The sequence below is a fragment of the Dorea longicatena genome (assembly GCF_024168045.1).
GTDB lineage: Bacteria > Bacillota > Clostridia > Lachnospirales > Lachnospiraceae > Dorea_A.
The window spans coordinates 2592737-2610761 of sequence record NZ_CP100126.1 but is presented as its reverse complement, the minus strand read 5'-3'; the positions used below and the strand labels follow the sequence as shown (position 1 = coordinate 2610761).

Annotated in this window: 10 protein-coding genes and 3 rRNA genes; all 13 read left to right on the top strand. The window is 44.6% G+C overall.

The genetic code is table 11. The annotated features are described in order from the left end of the window. Positions 1-24: 24 nt before the first annotated feature. Positions 25-3636 (top strand): ABC transporter ATP-binding protein/permease, encoded by a 3612-nt coding sequence (locus NKF87_RS12415; protein ID WP_253583630.1) that lies wholly within the window; start codon positions 25-27, stop codon positions 3634-3636. A gap of 120 nt (positions 3637-3756) precedes the next feature. Beyond that, positions 3757-4485, top strand: coding sequence for a DUF554 domain-containing protein (locus NKF87_RS12410; RefSeq protein ID WP_117597542.1), 729 nt, complete (start codon positions 3757-3759; stop codon positions 4483-4485). 137 nt (positions 4486-4622) lie between these two features. Beyond that, positions 4623-5639 carry a GGDEF domain-containing protein gene (locus NKF87_RS12405; protein WP_242998858.1) on the top strand — a complete coding sequence of 339 codons (1017 nt, stop codon included), beginning with the start codon at positions 4623-4625 and terminating at the stop codon, positions 5637-5639. Between the two features lie 44 nt (positions 5640-5683). Continuing rightward, positions 5684-6211 (top strand): CinA family protein, encoded by a 528-nt coding sequence (locus tag NKF87_RS12400; RefSeq protein ID WP_055282023.1) that lies wholly within the window; start codon positions 5684-5686, stop codon positions 6209-6211. Between the two features lie 677 nt (positions 6212-6888). Next, positions 6889-8420, top strand: a 16S ribosomal RNA gene (locus tag NKF87_RS12395). A gap of 118 nt (positions 8421-8538) precedes the next feature. Further along, positions 8539-8656, top strand: a 5S ribosomal RNA gene (gene rrf, locus NKF87_RS12390). 449 nt (positions 8657-9105) lie between these two features. Further along, positions 9106-11997: ribosomal RNA gene (locus NKF87_RS12385) — 23S ribosomal RNA — on the top strand. Together the 16S, 23S and 5S rRNA genes form the textbook arrangement of a ribosomal RNA operon. 200 nt (positions 11998-12197) lie before the next feature. Further along, complete coding sequence (locus NKF87_RS12380) at positions 12198-13778, top strand: glucose-6-phosphate isomerase (protein WP_253583628.1); 1581 nt, start codon at positions 12198-12200, stop codon at positions 13776-13778. 149 nt (positions 13779-13927) lie between these two features. Then, positions 13928-15223: a bifunctional folylpolyglutamate synthase/dihydrofolate synthase gene (locus tag NKF87_RS12375; protein ID WP_192934790.1), complete on the top strand. Its 1296-nt coding sequence runs from the start codon at positions 13928-13930 to the stop codon at positions 15221-15223. Further along, positions 15220-15777: a GTP cyclohydrolase I FolE gene (folE, locus tag NKF87_RS12370; protein ID WP_055195732.1), complete on the top strand. Its 558-nt coding sequence runs from the start codon at positions 15220-15222 to the stop codon at positions 15775-15777. Before NKF87_RS12375 ends, folE begins: the two co-directional genes overlap by 4 nt. 22 nt (positions 15778-15799) lie before the next feature. Beyond that, on the top strand, positions 15800-16321 hold the full coding sequence (locus NKF87_RS12365; RefSeq protein WP_253583626.1) for an HD domain-containing protein: 522 nt from the start codon (positions 15800-15802) through the stop codon (positions 16319-16321). Next, positions 16318-17133, top strand: coding sequence for a dihydropteroate synthase (gene folP / locus NKF87_RS12360; protein ID WP_006428047.1), 816 nt, complete (start codon positions 16318-16320; stop codon positions 17131-17133). Before NKF87_RS12365 ends, folP begins: the two co-directional genes overlap by 4 nt. A gap of 17 nt (positions 17134-17150) precedes the next feature. Then, positions 17151-17972, top strand: coding sequence for a 2-amino-4-hydroxy-6-hydroxymethyldihydropteridine diphosphokinase (gene folK, locus NKF87_RS12355; protein WP_055282006.1), 822 nt, complete (start codon positions 17151-17153; stop codon positions 17970-17972). Positions 17973-18025: the final 53 nt, after the last annotated feature.

The window sequence follows — 18025 nt, the reverse complement described above, 5'->3', positions numbered from 1 at the left end:
TACTATATTTATAGGAGAATTTAAATGCTTCAAATACAACACATAAAAAAAGAATACCGGACGGGAAGCTTGGTACAGAAGGCTCTGGACGATGTGAGTCTGAATCTGAGAGATAATGAATTCGTAGCAATCTTAGGTCCCAGTGGTTCCGGCAAAACCACGCTTCTGAATATTATCGGAGGACTGGACCGCTACGACAGCGGAGATCTTATCATCAATGGCATTTCCACAAAAAAATATAAGGACAGAGACTGGGATTCGTATCGTAATCATACGATTGGTTTTGTATTCCAAAGCTACAATCTGATTCCGCATCAGACGGTGCTTGCAAATGTTGAGCTGGCACTGACAATTTCGGGAGTCGGGAAGGAAGAAAGAAGAAAGCGTGCAGTGGATGCACTGGAGAAGGTGGGTCTTGGGCAGCAGCTTCATAAGAAGCCGAACCAGATGTCGGGAGGCCAGATGCAGAGAGTTGCAATTACAAGAGCGCTGGTCAATGATCCGGAGATCCTGCTTGCAGATGAGCCGACAGGAGCACTGGACAGTGACACCAGTGTGCAGGTCATGGATCTTCTTAGAGAGGTGGCGAAAGACCGTCTGGTCGTTATGGTCACACATAACCCGGAACTTGCAGAGCAGTATGCGACCAGGATCGTCAATCTGAAAGATGGAAAGATCCGTTCGGACACAGATGAATATATTGTGGAAGAGGAAAATCTGACACCGCCGGAGCATAAGAATATGGGGAAATCTTCCATGTCTTTTCTGACGGCATTGTCACTGAGTTTTAATAACTTAAGGACAAAGAAAGCAAGAACCCTTCTGACTTCTTTTGCAGGATCTATTGGAATTATCGGAATTGCACTGATTCTGGCTCTTTCAAATGGCGTCAACGCTTATATCCGGTCCATTGAGGAGGAGACATTGTCTGAATATCCACTGCAGATACAAAGTACTGGATTTGATCTCACTTCCATGATGGTGGGTATGAATGGGGATCCCGGAAGCAGTGATGATAAGAAAAGTGGAAAAGATAAAGATAAGGTAAAGGTCATGCAGGTAGTCACCAATATGTTTTCAAAGATGGATTCCAATGACCTTGGTGCTTTAAAAAAATATCTGGACAGTGGTAAATCTAAGATTCATGACTATACAAAAGCAATAGAATATTCTTACAATGTGATGCCGCAGTTGTTTCGACAGGACGGTGACAATGTTCGTCAGGTCAATCCGGATCAGTCATTTTCTTCATTGGGACTTGGTGCATCTGCAGGTTCGAATAGTCTGATGTCCTCCATGATGAGTACCAATGTGTTCTTTGAGATGCCGGAAAATACGGATCTCTATGAAGGACAGTATGATGTAAAAGCCGGAAGATGGCCGAAAAAATATAATGAATGCGTTCTTGTGCTGACGCCGGATGGTTCTATGAGCGACTTCTTATTATATACATTGGGACTCAGAGACCAGGTTGAACTCGATGATATGATTAAGCAGTTCATCAACGAAGAGACGATAAAAACGCCTGAAAATATTGGAACTTATACTTATGATGATATTTTGGGAAAGACATTTAAACTGGTAAATGCTTCAGATTATTATGAATATGACGATCAATATCAGGTGTGGAAAGACAAAACTGACAATGCGGATTACATGAAAAAACTGGTCGAAGACGGTGAGAATGTAAAAATTGTGGGAATTGTACAGTCAGCCGAAGATGCGAAGGCTTCATCACTGACACCGGGAATTAACTATACCGCAGACCTTGTAAATCATGTGGCAAAACAGGCAAAAGGCAGCGAGATTGTAAAACAGCAGCTTGCGAATCCGAATGTAAATGTATTTACCGGGGAAGAATTTGGCAATACAGATGGGAACAATGGATTTGACATGAATTCTCTGTTCAGTATAGATGAGGATGCCCTGAAAAACGCATTTGGTTTTGACAGCAGTGCCATGAACAATCTTGGAAGTTCCATGGATCTGTCGGGACTTGATCTTTCCAAGGCATTTCAGATGGACGGAAATTCTATGGATTTGTCCGGTATGGTGAATCTGGATCAGGTAGAAATCAACATGGGCAATATGCCACAGATGAATCTGGGGGATATTCTTGCGAATCTGGATGTACAGGTCAATGCGGATGGCATGCAGAAAATGTTATCCGGCCTTTCAGAAGGTTATCAGGAATATGTAAAGAGCCATCCGGAAGCGGATTATTCCAATCTTGGAAATCAGATTGCAGAATATCTGACTTCCGATCAGGCAAAGACCATTATTCAGAAATATTTGAAAGACATTCTGAAAAATAACGGCGAAATTACGATTACAGCGGAGCAGATCAAGGAACTGTTGACCAGTGTGATGAGTGATTTTCAAAGCTGGCTTACAGAGCAGAACGCTAATCCGGGTGCAGAGGAATTTGGAACGTACTTCCAGCAGTATCTACAGACCGGGCGTGCCAATGCAATTGTAAACAAATGGGCCAATGAAATATTTGGAAATATAGATTTCAACATTTCCAGTGACACATTGCAAGCTATGGCAAAGGAACTGGCAGATGGGTATACTGCATATGCAAAGGAAAAGAATTATGCAGATCCGACAAAGATGGCAGAGAATTTTGTGAATTATATAAAGACGGATGATGGAAAGAGGCGCCTGAATCAGGGACTTTCTGAGGCAATCAATATGGATAGTCTTCAAAAGCAAATCAGCACGGCCATGAGTAGCTACATGGGTCAGGCCATGAGTGCATATACCGGTGCCATTTTTCAGGCAATCAGTACACAGATGACATCCGCTATGAGTCAGGTGACCACGCAGCTTGCCGGTGGACTTGAAACGGTTATGACATCTGCCATGAGCCGGATTGGAGAAAATCTGCAAAAAGCACTGGGAGGCTCTATGAACTTTAATGCCGATGCATTTGCAAATGCATTCCGGTTCAATATGACGGAAGATGATCTGACGGAACTTATGATGTCCATGTCTGGGACACAGAGCGCTTCCTATGATAATAATCTGCAGCAGTTGGGATATGCAGATTTCAGTCAGCCGAGTTCCATTTCCATTTATCCAAAAGACTTTGATAACAAAGAAAAAGTGGTAGAGGTTCTGGATCATTATAATCAGAAAATGGAAGATGAGGGAAAAGAAGAACAGGTGATTTCTTATACGGATATTGTAGGAACGATGATGTCATCAGTGACTACCATTATCAATACAATCAGCTATGTACTGATTGCATTTGTGGCAATTTCCCTGCTCGTATCATCGATCATGATTGGAGTTATTACTTATATTAGTGTACTGGAACGAAAGAAAGAGATTGGTATTTTAAGAGCCATTGGAGCATCCAAAGGAAATATCTCGCAGGTATTTAATGCAGAGACATTTATCATCGGACTCTGCGCCGGACTTATCGGTATCGGACTGACGCTTTTGATATTGATTCCGGGAAATATGCTGATACATGCACTTGCAGACAATAACCGGGTCAGTGCAATCCTTCCAATCGCACCGGCGATCGTACTGATTCTTTTAAGTGTGGTGCTTACCTTACTTGGCGGATTGATTCCTTCAAGGAAAGCTGCCAAGAGTGATCCGGTGACCGCACTTCGAACAGAATAATGAAAAATAAAAGTTTACATGGTAAAAAGGTTTGTGATAAACTAATTATTGGATTGTAAATTCACGGTGCAGGGGGTTCCCTGCACCGTATCTGTATTTTTAGAAAGACGAGGGATAACTATGCCAATAGGAGTTATTATCAATGCCCTGTCGGTTGTCGCCGGCGGTGTGATCGGGGCATTACTCGGGCATAAACTGCCTGAGAAGTTTAATTCGGAGCTTACCAAGATTTTTGGAGTCTGCTCAATGGGAATGGGAGTTAGTTCCATCGGGCTTATGAAAAATATGCCTGCCGTTATTTTTGCAGTGATTATCGGAACTGCATTTGGTTTGGCTGTTAATCTTGGAGGAATGATTAATCGTGGAGCGGTTTGTATGGAGAAACCGGTGGGAAAATTATTCCCGAATAAGAATAAATCTATGTCCAGGGAAGAATATATGTCCATGCTTGTGACAATTATCGTACTGTTCTGCGCCAGTGGGACAGGAATCTACGGTGCGTTGGATTCGGGAATGAGTGGGGATCATACGATTCTGATTTCCAAGTCGATTCTGGATTTCTTTACTGCGATGATTTTTGGAGGAACATTGGGGATGGTGATCGCAGTGGTTGCAATTCCGCAATGCGTGATTTTCCTTATTATATTCGCAGCAGCAAAATTTATCTTTCCACTGACCACACCGGATATGATTGCAGACTTTAAAGCATGCGGTGGTTTCCTGCTTCTGGCTACCGGTTTCCGGATTGCAAAGATTCATGATTTCCCGGTTGCAGATATGATTCCGGCTATGGTGCTTGTGATGCCGGTGAGCTGGTTCTGGGTAAATATGATAGTACCGGTACTGTAAAGTAGTGGATAATAAAATATGTTTCATAGTATGTTTCAGAATTAGAAGAAAATGGAAAGGTATGCAATGAACGGATATTTTTGTGTATTAACTACAATTGATTTTTTGTTTTATGTTTTATGTGTATTCTCACATATTTGAGTGAAACGCTTAGCAAAAAACAAAAGCGTGGTTTCTTTCTTGCCTTTGTTCTGATCGCAGGGATTTCCGTACTGGAAGTCATTACTCTTGTAGTGGATGGTCTGCCTCCGGGGTACCGCTGGCTGAATATTACTGCTAACTATCTTGGCTTTGGTTTGTCACCGGCTGTGTGCATCTGTCTTGTATATGTCTTGGACAGGAAAACAGCCCTGCGGCGTGAGATCAGAACGGCGGTGCGTATTGAAATCGGATATTTGATTTTTCTTTTTGTTACGATTCCATGTGGAATTGTGTTTTCTGTGAGCGCAGATAACATTTATTCACGTGGTCCGCATTTTTATATATATGTCATCATGTATTTTGGGGCGATCTTATATCTTTCTGCATCTACGGTCATTACCGCCAGGGAGTTTCAGAATCGCAGCAGACTTCTGATCTATCCACTTATTCTTTTCGTGATGGCGGAAACGATCATTCAGGTTGCTCTTCCCGAACTTCATGTTACCTGGTTATGTGTTACGTTGCTATCGGTATTGTATTTTATCTATTGCAGCGAGATGTGGAATCAGTTGGATGCACTTACAGGGCTTTTGAACCAGAACAGCTATCTGAAGCAGACAGGTGGGGTGAGGTACAAAGGAGGAGTGCTGGTCGTGTTTGATGTGGATGATTTCAAACAGATCAACGACCGATACGGCCATATACAGGGAGATCTTTGTCTTGCAGGAATCGCAGAATGCATCAAAAAATCTTATGCAAACTTTGGATATTGCTATCGTATAGGTGGTGATGAGTTTTGTGTTCTTCTGAAAAACGGTGGCAACGAAGGAAGGTGTAAACAAGAATTTTTGCAGAGACTGCAAGAAAAACGAGGGGAGATTGCATTTTTACCTACGGTATCCTATGGATCAGCCCCGTTTTCCGGAGAGGATATTGTTAAGGTTAAAGACAGAGCTGACCAGGATATGTATCAATATAAAAAAGAACGTAAGAATCGGAAAAGATTATCCTAAAAAGAGTTTATATTAGAATAATTATAGAAGATAAGGTGAAATAATTGAAGAATGCAAATGGTTATAATGAGTCGGACATCAGAAAAGACTACCACAATCTGACAAAATTATTAATAGAGAAGAATATGACGATCACGACGATGGAATCTGCCACATCAGGGCAGATTGCATCTTTGATTACCGATACCGAAGGGTCATCAGCTATATTAAAAGGCGCATTTATTACTTATTGCAATGAAGCCAAGATCATGCAGGGGGTTCCGGCAGAAATCCTGGATAAATATACGGTATATTCAAAAGAAACTGCAGAGGCTATGGCGAAAGCCTGTGCGAAAACATACAATGCCAATATAGGTATTGGTGTCACCGGTACGATGGGGAATATAGATCCGGCTAATTCGGATGCATCTGTTCCAGGACGGGTATATTTTGCAATTGTGACAGATGGTAAAGTGGAGTCGTATTATGTGGAATTAGAACCACAGCCTACACGTCTGGCTTATAAGCTGGCAGTTGCAAAAAAAGTCTGCGATGCACTTATGAGACAGCTGGAAAATTTAGACAGAGCATGACTCATTTCATTATGAGAGAGTTATGCTCTGTTTTTGTGAAAATGTATATAAGAGAATGAGGAATAGAAGTAGAGTTGTCTGAATTGTCTGAATTGAAGAAAATATAAAAACAATGTTGACAATTCAAACGCCCTTGTGGTATATTAATCTAGCTGTCGCGTTAGACAAGGCCGTGAGGTAACAGAGTCGAAGCAGAAGACGGCGGAAACTGATTACGGAAAAGCAGGAAATGCCGGATCATAATCAGAAATCTTCGGGAATTGTTCCTGAAAAAAAGAATAAAATAACAGTTGACAAACACAACTGCTTGTGATATTCTTAATAAGCTGTCGCTTGAGACAAACGAATGTTTGAGAAAGAGATGGCAGACGGACAGCTGAAAAGCTGGTCGAAAAAAGATTGAAAAAGTTCTTGACAAACGTCAATGAATATGATAATCTAAATAAGCTGTTTCAAACAGCAAAGACAAAGAACCTTGATAATTAAACAATAGACAACAACCCTGAAAATTCTAAAGAGAATTATTCAGAACAGACATTTAATGTCGAACCTTAAAACAGTAAAGGGGATAAGAAAGCTAGTAGTTTTCTTGAACTGGAACGAACTTAATGAAGTTCCATCGGCGGAGCCGAGGAACAATTAATTTGCTAAGCATCGAAGATGCAAAGCAAATTATATTTAACGAGAGTTTGATCCTGGCTCAGGATGAACGCTGGCGGCGTGCTTAACACATGCAAGTCGAGCGAAGCACTTAAGTCTGATTCTTCGGATGAAGATTTTTGTGACTGAGCGGCGGACGGGTGAGTAACGCGTGGGTAACCTGCCTCATACAGGGGGATAACAGTTAGAAATGACTGCTAATACCGCATAAGACCACGGTACCGCATGGTACAGTGGTAAAAACTCCGGTGGTATGAGATGGACCCGCGTCTGATTAGGTAGTTGGTGGGGTAACGGCCTACCAAGCCGACGATCAGTAGCCGACCTGAGAGGGTGACCGGCCACATTGGGACTGAGACACGGCCCAGACTCCTACGGGAGGCAGCAGTGGGGAATATTGCACAATGGAGGAAACTCTGATGCAGCGACGCCGCGTGAAGGATGAAGTATTTCGGTATGTAAACTTCTATCAGCAGGGAAGAAAATGACGGTACCTGACTAAGAAGCCCCGGCTAACTACGTGCCAGCAGCCGCGGTAATACGTAGGGGGCAAGCGTTATCCGGATTTACTGGGTGTAAAGGGAGCGTAGACGGCACGGCAAGCCAGATGTGAAAGCCCGGGGCTCAACCCCGGGACTGCATTTGGAACTGCTGAGCTAGAGTGTCGGAGAGGCAAGTGGAATTCCTAGTGTAGCGGTGAAATGCGTAGATATTAGGAGGAACACCAGTGGCGAAGGCGGCTTGCTGGACGATGACTGACGTTGAGGCTCGAAAGCGTGGGGAGCAAACAGGATTAGATACCCTGGTAGTCCACGCCGTAAACGATGACTGCTAGGTGTCGGGTGGCAAAGCCATTCGGTGCCGCAGCTAACGCAATAAGCAGTCCACCTGGGGAGTACGTTCGCAAGAATGAAACTCAAAGGAATTGACGGGGACCCGCACAAGCGGTGGAGCATGTGGTTTAATTCGAAGCAACGCGAAGAACCTTACCTGATCTTGACATCCCGATGACCGCTTCGTAATGGAAGCTTTTCTTCGGAACATCGGTGACAGGTGGTGCATGGTTGTCGTCAGCTCGTGTCGTGAGATGTTGGGTTAAGTCCCGCAACGAGCGCAACCCCTATCTTCAGTAGCCAGCAGGTTAAGCTGGGCACTCTGGAGAGACTGCCAGGGATAACCTGGAGGAAGGTGGGGATGACGTCAAATCATCATGCCCCTTATAACCAGGGCTACACACGTGCTACAATGGCGTAAACAAAGAGACGCGAACTCGCGAGGGTAAGCAAATCTCAAAAATAACGTCTCAGTTCGGATTGTAGTCTGCAACTCGACTACATGAAGCTGGAATCGCTAGTAATCGCAGATCAGAATGCTGCGGTGAATACGTTCCCGGGTCTTGTACACACCGCCCGTCACACCATGGGAGTCAGTAACGCCCGAAGTCAGTGACCCAACCGTAAGGAGGGAGCTGCCGAAGGTGGGACCGATAACTGGGGTGAAGTCGTAACAAGGTAGCCGTATCGGAAGGTGCGGCTGGATCACCTCCTTTCTAAGGAATTGGAAAAGTAAGTCGTGGAAACGGCTGAATCAATCCAACTAAAACGGATAAAGTAAGGGTTGTTATCTATTGTTTAGTTATTAAGGCTGTCAAAAGCTTAATAATGATTACTGGTGGCGATGCGCTTGAGGGTAACACCCGTTCCCATCCCGAACACGATGGTTAAGACTCAAGCGGCCGATGGTACTTCACTGGAGACGGTGCGGGAGAGTAGGTGGCCGCCAGGCTATAAAAAATTGAAGAACACGAAGCAGATCCGCTGCAAATGTTCGGGAGATTCATATAGATACAGGCAAAAGATGAGCAACAACTTATCGGTGCCAACCTTATCAGCAAGGAAGTGCTGTTATGATAGCTGGTTTTACCAGTGATTAGAGAGTTGAAGTTGAGAATGAGATTTCAGTTTTCTAATGACTGATAAAGATTCAGTCAAAATTGAACAGATGTGGAAGCTCTAAGGAGAAAAAACATCTTTATGTACCTTGAAAATTGCATATAAGAAATAGAAATGATAAGATTTTTAAATATCTTAATCAAGACATCCGAGGTAATTGTTATAAACAGAGTAATAATTACTGTCTGAAGAAAACAGACGTAAATAAAATTGACCTTAAGCCAACGCCGATAACGCTATATCGGTGTAGTGATCATCCATTCCCGTGGATGAGAACAAGTTGGTCATGCTAGAAAGAGCGTATGGTGGATGCCTTGGCACTAAGAGCCGATGAAAGACGTGATAAGCTGCGAAAAGCTTCGGGGAGGAGCAAATATCCTTTGATCCGGAGATATCTGAATGGGGAAACCCACTTGAGCAAACCTCAAGTATCCTTAAGCCAATACATAACTTAAGGAAGGGAACCCGGTGAACTGAAACATCTAAGTAGCCGGAGGAAGAGAAAACAACATGTGATTCTGTGAGTAGCGGCGAGCGAAAACGGAAGAGCCCAAACCGGGATGCGTGCATCCCGGGGTTCGGACCGCATAATTGATTCAACGAATTTAGCAGAACGGTTTTGGGAAAGCCGGCCAGAGAGGGTGAAAGCCCCGTAAGCGAAAGATGAGTTGACATGGCGGTATCCAGAGTAGGTCGAGACACGTGGAACCTTGACTGAATACGCGGGGACCACCCCGTAAGGCTAAATACTCCTTAGTGACCGATAGCGCATAGTACTGTGAAGGAACGGTGAAAAGGACCCCGGGAGGGGAGTGAAACAGAACCTGAAACCATATGTTTACAAGCTGTGGAAGAGCTTTATATGCTCAACCGCGTACTTTTTGTAGAACGGTCCGGCGAGTTGCGCTGGCTGGCGAGGTTAAGCACCAAAGGTGTGGAGCCGAAGGGAAACCAAGTCTTAATAGGGCGAATGAGTCAGTCGGAGCAGACCCGAAACCGGGTGATCTATCCATGTCCAGGTTGAAGTTGCCGTAAAAGGCAATGGAGGACCGAACCCACATCCGTTGAAAAGGGTGGGGATGAGGTGTGGATAGGGGAGAAATTCCAATCGAACCCGGAGATAGCTGGTTCTCCTCGAAATAGCTTTAGGGCTAGCCTCATATAAGTCTTGCGGAGGTAGAGCACTGAATTTCCTAGGGGGCGTCAAAGCTTACCGAAGAATATCAAACTCCGAATGCCGTGTAGATGTTGTATGGGAGTCAGACTGTACGAGATAAGTTGGACAGTCAAAAGGGAAAGAGCCCAGACCTGCAGCTAAGGCCCCAAAATGTGTGTTAAGTGGAAAAGGATGTGGGATTTCAAAGACAACTAGGATGTTGGCTTAGAAGCAGCCATACATTCAAAGAGTGCGTAATAGCTCACTAGTCGAGAGGTCCTGCGCCGAAAATGTCCGGGGCTGAAACACACTGCCGAAGCTCAGGAATGATCCTAGATCATTGGTAGAGGAGCATTGTATACGGGACGAAGCAGTACCGATAAGGAGCTGTGGACTGTATAGAAGAGAGAATGCCGGAATGAGTAGCGAGAGGAAGGTGAGAATCCTTCCGGCCGAATATCTAAGGTTTCCAGAGTAAAGCTGATCTGCTCTGGGTAAGTCGGGGCCTAAGGCCAGGTCGAAAGACGTAACCGATGGACAACAGGTTGAAATTCCTGTACCTTAAGTAAACAGAACTGTGGGGACACGTGTGGAGAGCACAAGCCGGAAATGGAAAAGCCGGTGCAAGCGAGGTAGGAGATGAGCAGGCAAATCCGTTCATCAATCCGAAGACGTGATGCGGACCGAATTAAGAGTAGGGAAGTGTGTGAGCCGTGCGTCAAGAAAAGCCGCTATTGTTTTACTTAAGCCCGTACCGTAAACCGACACAGGTGGATGAGGAGAGAATCCTAAGGCCGACGGGAGAAGCATTGTTAAGGAACTCGGCAAAATGACTCCGTAACTTCGGGAGAAGGAGTGCCAGCGAGAGCTGGCCGCAGAGAATTGGCCCAAGCAACTGTTTAGCAAAAACACAGGTCTATGCAAAACCGTAAGGTGAAGTATATGGGCTGACGCCTGCCCGGTGCTGGAAGGTTAAGAGGAGAGGTTAGCGTAACGCGAAGCTTTGAATTTAAGCCCCAGTAAACGGCGGCCGTAACTATAACGGTCCTAAGGTAGCGAAATTCCTTGTCGGGTAAGTTCCGACCCGCACGAAAGGCGTAATGATTTGGGCACTGTCTCAACAATGCACCCGGTGAAATTGAAATACCAGTGAAGATGCTGGTTACCTGCGCCAGGACGGAAAGACCCCATGGAGCTTTACTCCAGCTTGATACTGGGATTCGGTATTGCATGTACAGGATAGGTGGGAGGCTAGGAAGTGATGACGCCAGTTGTCACAGAGCCGCTGTTGGGATACCACCCTTGCAGTATTGGATTTCTAACCAGCGACCATGAACTGGTCGGGGGACAATGTCAGGTGGGGAGTTTGACTGGGGCGGTCGCCTCCGAAAGGGTATCGGAGGCGCTCAAAGGTTCCCTCAGAATGGACGGAAACCATTCGAAGAGTGCAAAGGCAGAAGGGAGCTTGACTGCGACACCGACGGGTGGAGCAGGTACGAAAGTAGGACTTAGTGATCCGGTGGTATAAAGTGGGATTGCCATCGCTCAACGGATAAAAGCTACCCTGGGGATAACAGGCTTATCACTCCCAAGAGTTCACATCGACGGAGTGGTTTGGCACCTCGATGTCGGCTCATCGCATCCTGGGGCTGAAGTAGGTCCCAAGGGTTGGGCTGTTCGCCCATTAAAGCGGTACGCGAGCTGGGTTCAGAACGTCGTGAGACAGTTCGGTCCCTATCCGGCGTGGGCGTAGGATATTTGAGAGGAGCTGTCCTTAGTACGAGAGGACCGGGATGGACTGGCCGCTGGTGTATCTGTTGCATACCAAGTGCATGGCAGAGTAGCCAAGCCGGGACGGGATAAACGCTGAAGGCATCTAAGCGTGAAGCCCCCCTCAAGATGAGATATCCCTACGTAAGTAGTAAGACCCCTTGAAGACGACGAGGTAGATAGGTCAGAGGTGGAAGTACAGTAATGCATGGAGCTGACTGATACTAATCGGTCGAGGGCATGACCAAGCAAGGTGATAGGTAGGATGAAGAAAATATTTCTTGTATGCAGTTTTGAAGGTATATATAAAAGGTAAAAAGCAATCAACATATGTTGGTTGCTTTTTAATTGTTATTATACTGAAAATGTGCTAAAATTAACGAGAAATACGGCCGGACTCATGACCGTAAAGATCATATTTATTTTTTTGAAGGAGGAATCTAATATTATGATTACCTGGAACAACTTAGATACCCTTGCATCATTCAAAGAACTTGAAAAAGTTGAGCGAGTAAATCTTGTAGAAGCAATGACAGGAGAAAGCGGAGCAGAACGAGTAAAGAATTACAGTGTTCCGATGGCAGAAGGACTTACTTATAACTATGCTGCAAAGCAGGTTGACGATAAAGTACTGGCAGCACTTGCAAAATTAGCAGATGAAGCACAGCTGGCAGAGAAATTTGAAGCACTTTACAACGGAGAAGTGATCAACACAGGAGAGAAACGTCTGGTACTTCATCACATGACACGTGGACAGCTTGGAGAAGCTGTAGAGGCTGACGGAGTGGACAAGCGTACATTCTATACAGAACAGCAGGCTAAGATCGCAGATTTTGCAAATAAAGTACATGCAGGAGAGATCACAAACGGAGCCGGTGAGAAATTTACAACGGTTGTACAGATCGGTATCGGTGGAAGTGATCTCGGACCTCGTGCAATGTATCTTGCACTTGAGAACTGGGCTAAGAAGAATGACACATTCAAGATGGAAGCCAAATTCATCAGTAACGTAGACCCTGATGATGCGGCAGCTGTACTTAATTCTATCGATGTTGCACATTCTATCTTCGTACTGGTATCAAAATCAGGAACAACGCTTGAGACATTAACCAATGAATCATTTGTAAAAGATGCACTGAAGAATGCGGGACTGGATGCTTCTAAGCACATGATTGCTGTTACAAGTGAGACATCTCCGCTGGCTAAGAGTGACGATTATCTTGCAGCATTCTTCATGGATGACTATATCGGAGGACGTTATTCTTCTACATCTGCAGTTGGAGGCGCTGTATTATCTCTGGCATTCGGACCAGAAGTATTTGCACAGTTCCTTGATGGTGCTGCAGCAGAAGATGCACTTTCTAAGAACAAAGATGTATTCAAGAACCCTGCAATGCTGGATGCACTGATTGGTGTATATGAGAGAAATGTATTAGGATATCCAAGTACGGCCGTACTTCCATATTCCCAGGCACTGAGCCGTTTCCCTGCACATTTACAGCAGTTGGATATGGAATCTAACGGTAAATCTGTCAACCGTTTCGGTGAGCCGGTTAACTATCCTACAGGACCAGTCATCTTCGGAGAGCCTGGAACAAACGGACAGCACTCATTCTATCAGTTACTGCATCAGGGAACGGATATCGTGCCGTTACAGTTCGTTGGATACAAGAACAGCCAGATGGAAACAGATGTTGTGATCCAGGACAGCACAAGCCAGCAGAAACTTTGTGCAAATGTAGCTGCCCAGATCGTTGCATTTGCATGTGGTAAATCCGATGAGAACCGTAATAAGAATTTCGAAGGCGGACGTCCATCAAGCATCATTATCGGAGAGCAGGTAAATCCGGGATCTCTCGGTGCACTTCTTGCACACTTTGAGAATAAAGTTATGTTCCAGGGATTTGTATGGAATGTGAACAGCTTTGACCAGGAAGGTGTACAGCTTGGTAAAGTACTTGCAAAACGTGTACTTGCACACGAGACAGATGGTGCACTGAAGGTGTTCAGTGATCTGCTGAATATCTAATAAATTAAAGAAGCAATCACTTGTTAGTGTGATTCAATAGTGGTATGATAGTGCTGTTAGGCAGAAATGTCTGTTTGACAGCACTATTTTTTTGATGAAAGGAAAATAAAGACGTGACCTATAAAGAAGCGAGGGTATATTTGGACGAGATGTCGAAATACGGAAGTGTACTTGGCTTAGATACGATTCGAGGTCTGTTGCGTGAACTTGGGAACCCCCAGGATGATCTGAAGTTCATACATATTGCAGGAACGAATGGAAAAGGATCTGTGCTTGCATACACTTCAATGATATTAAGTAAGGCAGGATACAAAACCGGGCGATATGTTTCACCGACAGTCATTTCTTATCTGGAGAAGATACAGATAGATGGGAAATGGATCTCTGAATCAGAATTTGCAGAGATCATGGAAGAGATAAAAGAAGCAATTGACCGGCTTGTATGTAAAGGAGAACCTGTTCCGACAGTGTTTGAAGTAGAGACGGCGATGGCTTTTTTGTATTTTAAGAAACAAAAATGTGATCTGGTTGTATTGGAAACCGGTCTCGGCGGAGAGACAGATGCGACGAATGTAATTAAGAATACAGTTTGCGCAGTATTTGCAACGATCAGTGTTGATCATCTAGGGGTGATCGGAGATACCCTGGAAGAGATCGCACAGACGAAATCCGGGATCATCAAACCGGGATGTACGGTAGTGTCAGCAAGACAGCAGGAGAATGTCAGACTGATCCTGCGAAAGAAAGCAGAGAGTCTGAACTGTATATACACAGAAGCAGAGCCGGAACAGATGAGTATCGAAAAAGAAGATTATAAAGGACTTACATTTTCATATAAAAAATATGCGCATATGCAGAACCACATTGCAGGAGAGTGCCAGAGAGAAAATCTTTCTGTGGCACTGGAAGTAATTGAAAGCCTCAGGAAGCTGGGATATCAGATTGAGGAAGGAGCAGTGAGGGACGGTCTTGATGCAACAAGATGGGCGGGACGTTTTACTTGTCTGTCTGAAGATCCGGTTGTGATCGTAGATGGTGCGCATAATGAAGATGCGGCGAAGAAGCTTAAGACATCCATTGAACGGTATTTTACGGGAGAGGAACTTATCCTGATCATGGGTGTATTTAAAGATAAAGAATATGAGAAGATCGTACAGATTCTGTGTCCGTCAGCAAAGCGGGTGTATACGGTAGATCTGCCGAATAAGGAACGTACACTGCCGGCAGAGAAGCTTGCAGAATGTGTAAGAGACTGTATGACAGAACAGATGAGCGTGTACGCAGAAAAGAGTATTGGAGATGCTGTTGCAAAAGCGTATACTTATGCAACAGAAGACAGTGGGAAACGTGCGGTGATCGCATGTGGTTCATTGTCATATCTAAGTGAAGTAATCCGGTGTATGGAAGGATGCGTACAGAATCCGCAGAGAAAGGAAAGAATATGATAGATCATGAGAAGATAGAACAGGCAGTGCGGCTGCTTCTGGAAGGAATGGGAGAAGATGTGAACCGGGAAGGACTGATTGATACACCGGACCGGATCGCAAGAATGTATGAAGAGATATATGGAGGTATGGATGAGGATGCCGGAAAACATCTTTCTAAGACATTTACCGTTGACAGTCATGAGATGGTAATAGAGAAAGATATTACATTCTATTCGACATGTGAGCATCACCTCCTGCCATTTTATGGGAAAGCACATATTGCTTATATTCCGGATGGGAAAGTTGTAGGATTAAGCAAACTTGCCCGTACCGTGGAGGTATTCGCAAGAAGACTGCAGCTTCAGGAACAGCTTACCGGACAGATTGCTGATGCTTTGATGGAGCATATGCAGCCGAAAGGGGCTATCGTTATGATCGAAGCAGAGCATATGTGTATGACAATGCGTGGGATCAAGAAGCCGGGAAGCCAGACTGTGACAATTGCAAGACGCGGTGTATTTGAGACAGATCCGGTACTGGAAGAGAGATTTTTCCGGATGCTTGGACGATAAAAAGAAAGAGATACAGATGTAGATGAAAAGAGTAACAGAAAGACAAAAAGGGATGCCCCGTCTGAATGCGGTGGTGAATCATGAAGTGTATCAGACATACTATAAGCGTATCTGTGAATGTGAGACGGATAGGGTATTCTGTTGTCATCAGATGAACCATCTTCTGGATGTGGCAAGAATTGCTTACATTAAGAATCTGGAAGAAGGACTTGGATTCGATAAGGAACTGATCTACGTAGCGGCGGTGCTGCATGATATTGGCAAATCTTTTCAGTACAGACAGCAGATTCCGCATGAGATCGCAGGAGAGAGAATAGCAAGGCGGATATTGGATTCTCTTCCGACTGGTTTTACATTTACGGATGAAGAAAAAGCACTGATCTGTCTGGCAGTCAGGGGACACCGCAGATGGCATGAGCATATGAAGCCGATAGAGGAACTGTTCTATGAAAGTGATAAACGTTCCAGAATGTGTCTTTCCTGCATGGCAGAGAAGAAGTGTAACTGGAATGAAGAAGAGAAAAATATGGAGATAATAATATGATCATAGGTGGAAAGAATTTTGATACAGCAAATCATACATACATTATGGGAATCCTGAATGTGACGCCGGATTCCTTTTCCGATGGAGGAAAGTTTAACGGAATGGATGCGGCAATTGCACATGCACACCAGATGGTTGAAGAAGGTGTAGATATCATTGACGTAGGCGGGGAATCTACGCGTCCGGGACATATCCAGATCACGGATGAAGAAGAGATTGCAAGAGTGACGCCAATTATTGAAGTGCTTAAGAAAGAATTTGATGTACCGGTGTCGATCGATACCTACAAAAGCCATGTCGCAGAGGCTGCACTTCAGGCAGGTGCAGATCTTGTCAATGACATCTGGGGATTAAAATATGATAAGAAGATGGCAAGTGTGATCGCGAAGTATCAGGCTGCATGCTGTCTGATGCATAATCGGGAAAAGGCGGAATATCAGGACTTTCTGAAAGATTTCATGGATGATATGAAAGAATGTGTAAGACTTGCAAAAGCAGCAGGCATTGAGGATGACAAGATCATCCTTGACCCCGGTGTCGGATTTGGAAAGACTTATGAGATGAACCTGGAGATTATCGATAAGATGGAGATATTAAATGAACTTGGATATCCGGTATTGCTCGGAACATCACGAAAATCCGTAATCGGACTGACGCTGGATCTTCCGGTGACGCAGCGGGAAGAAGGTACGATGGTTACGACCGTATATGGGGTACAGAAGGGATGTGCATTCGTACGCGTCCATGATGTAGAGAAAAATAAGAGAGCCATTCAGATGACGAAAGCAATCATGCGGGGACACGAAGTATAGAAAGAGTGAGGAATGAGATGAAACCGGACAAGATAAAGATAGAAGATCTGGAAGTATTTGCCAATCATGGTGTGTTTCCGGAGGAAAATGTACTGGGGCAGAAATTTGTGGTGTCTGCGGTTATGTATACGGATACCAGACGGGCAGGACTGACAGATGAGCTGACTGCATCTATCCATTATGGAGAAGCAAGTGCATTTATCACAGAGTATTTGAAAAGTCATACGTTTAAGCTTCTGGAGAAGGTTGCGGAAGGACTGGCAGAGGAGATGCTGGTGCGTATAGCAGGTCTGCAGAAGGTGCAGATTGAGATCAAGAAACCGTGGGCACCGGTCGGACTGCCGCTTAAGACGGTCAGTGTAGAGATTGAGCGTGAATGGCATACGGCATATATTGCGCTCGGATCGAATATGGGGGATAGCAGAAGCATTTTGGAAGCCGCGGTACAGGCGCTGGATGAGATAAAGAATACAAAGGTGGAGAAGGTATCGACATTTATCACGACACCTCCGTACGGAGTGACGGATCAGCCGGATTTCTTAAACGGTTGTCTGAAGCTTTCGACATTATTATATCCGGAAGAGTTATTAAAAGAGCTGAACCGAATTGAAAAAGAGGCAGGAAGAGAACGAATCATACATTGGGGACCGAGAACGCTGGATCTGGATATTATATTTTATGATGATCTGGTTGCAGAGACGGATACTTTATGTATTCCACATGTGGAGATGCATAAGAGAGCGTTTGTACTGGAGCCTTTGCATGAGATTGCACCTTATAAACGTCATCCGGTGTATGGAAAGACGGTCAGAGAGATGCTGGAAGACCTTCGGAAATAGAATGACAGAGCATGAACAGGACAGTAAATTTACAAAAAATAAAAGACAAGATG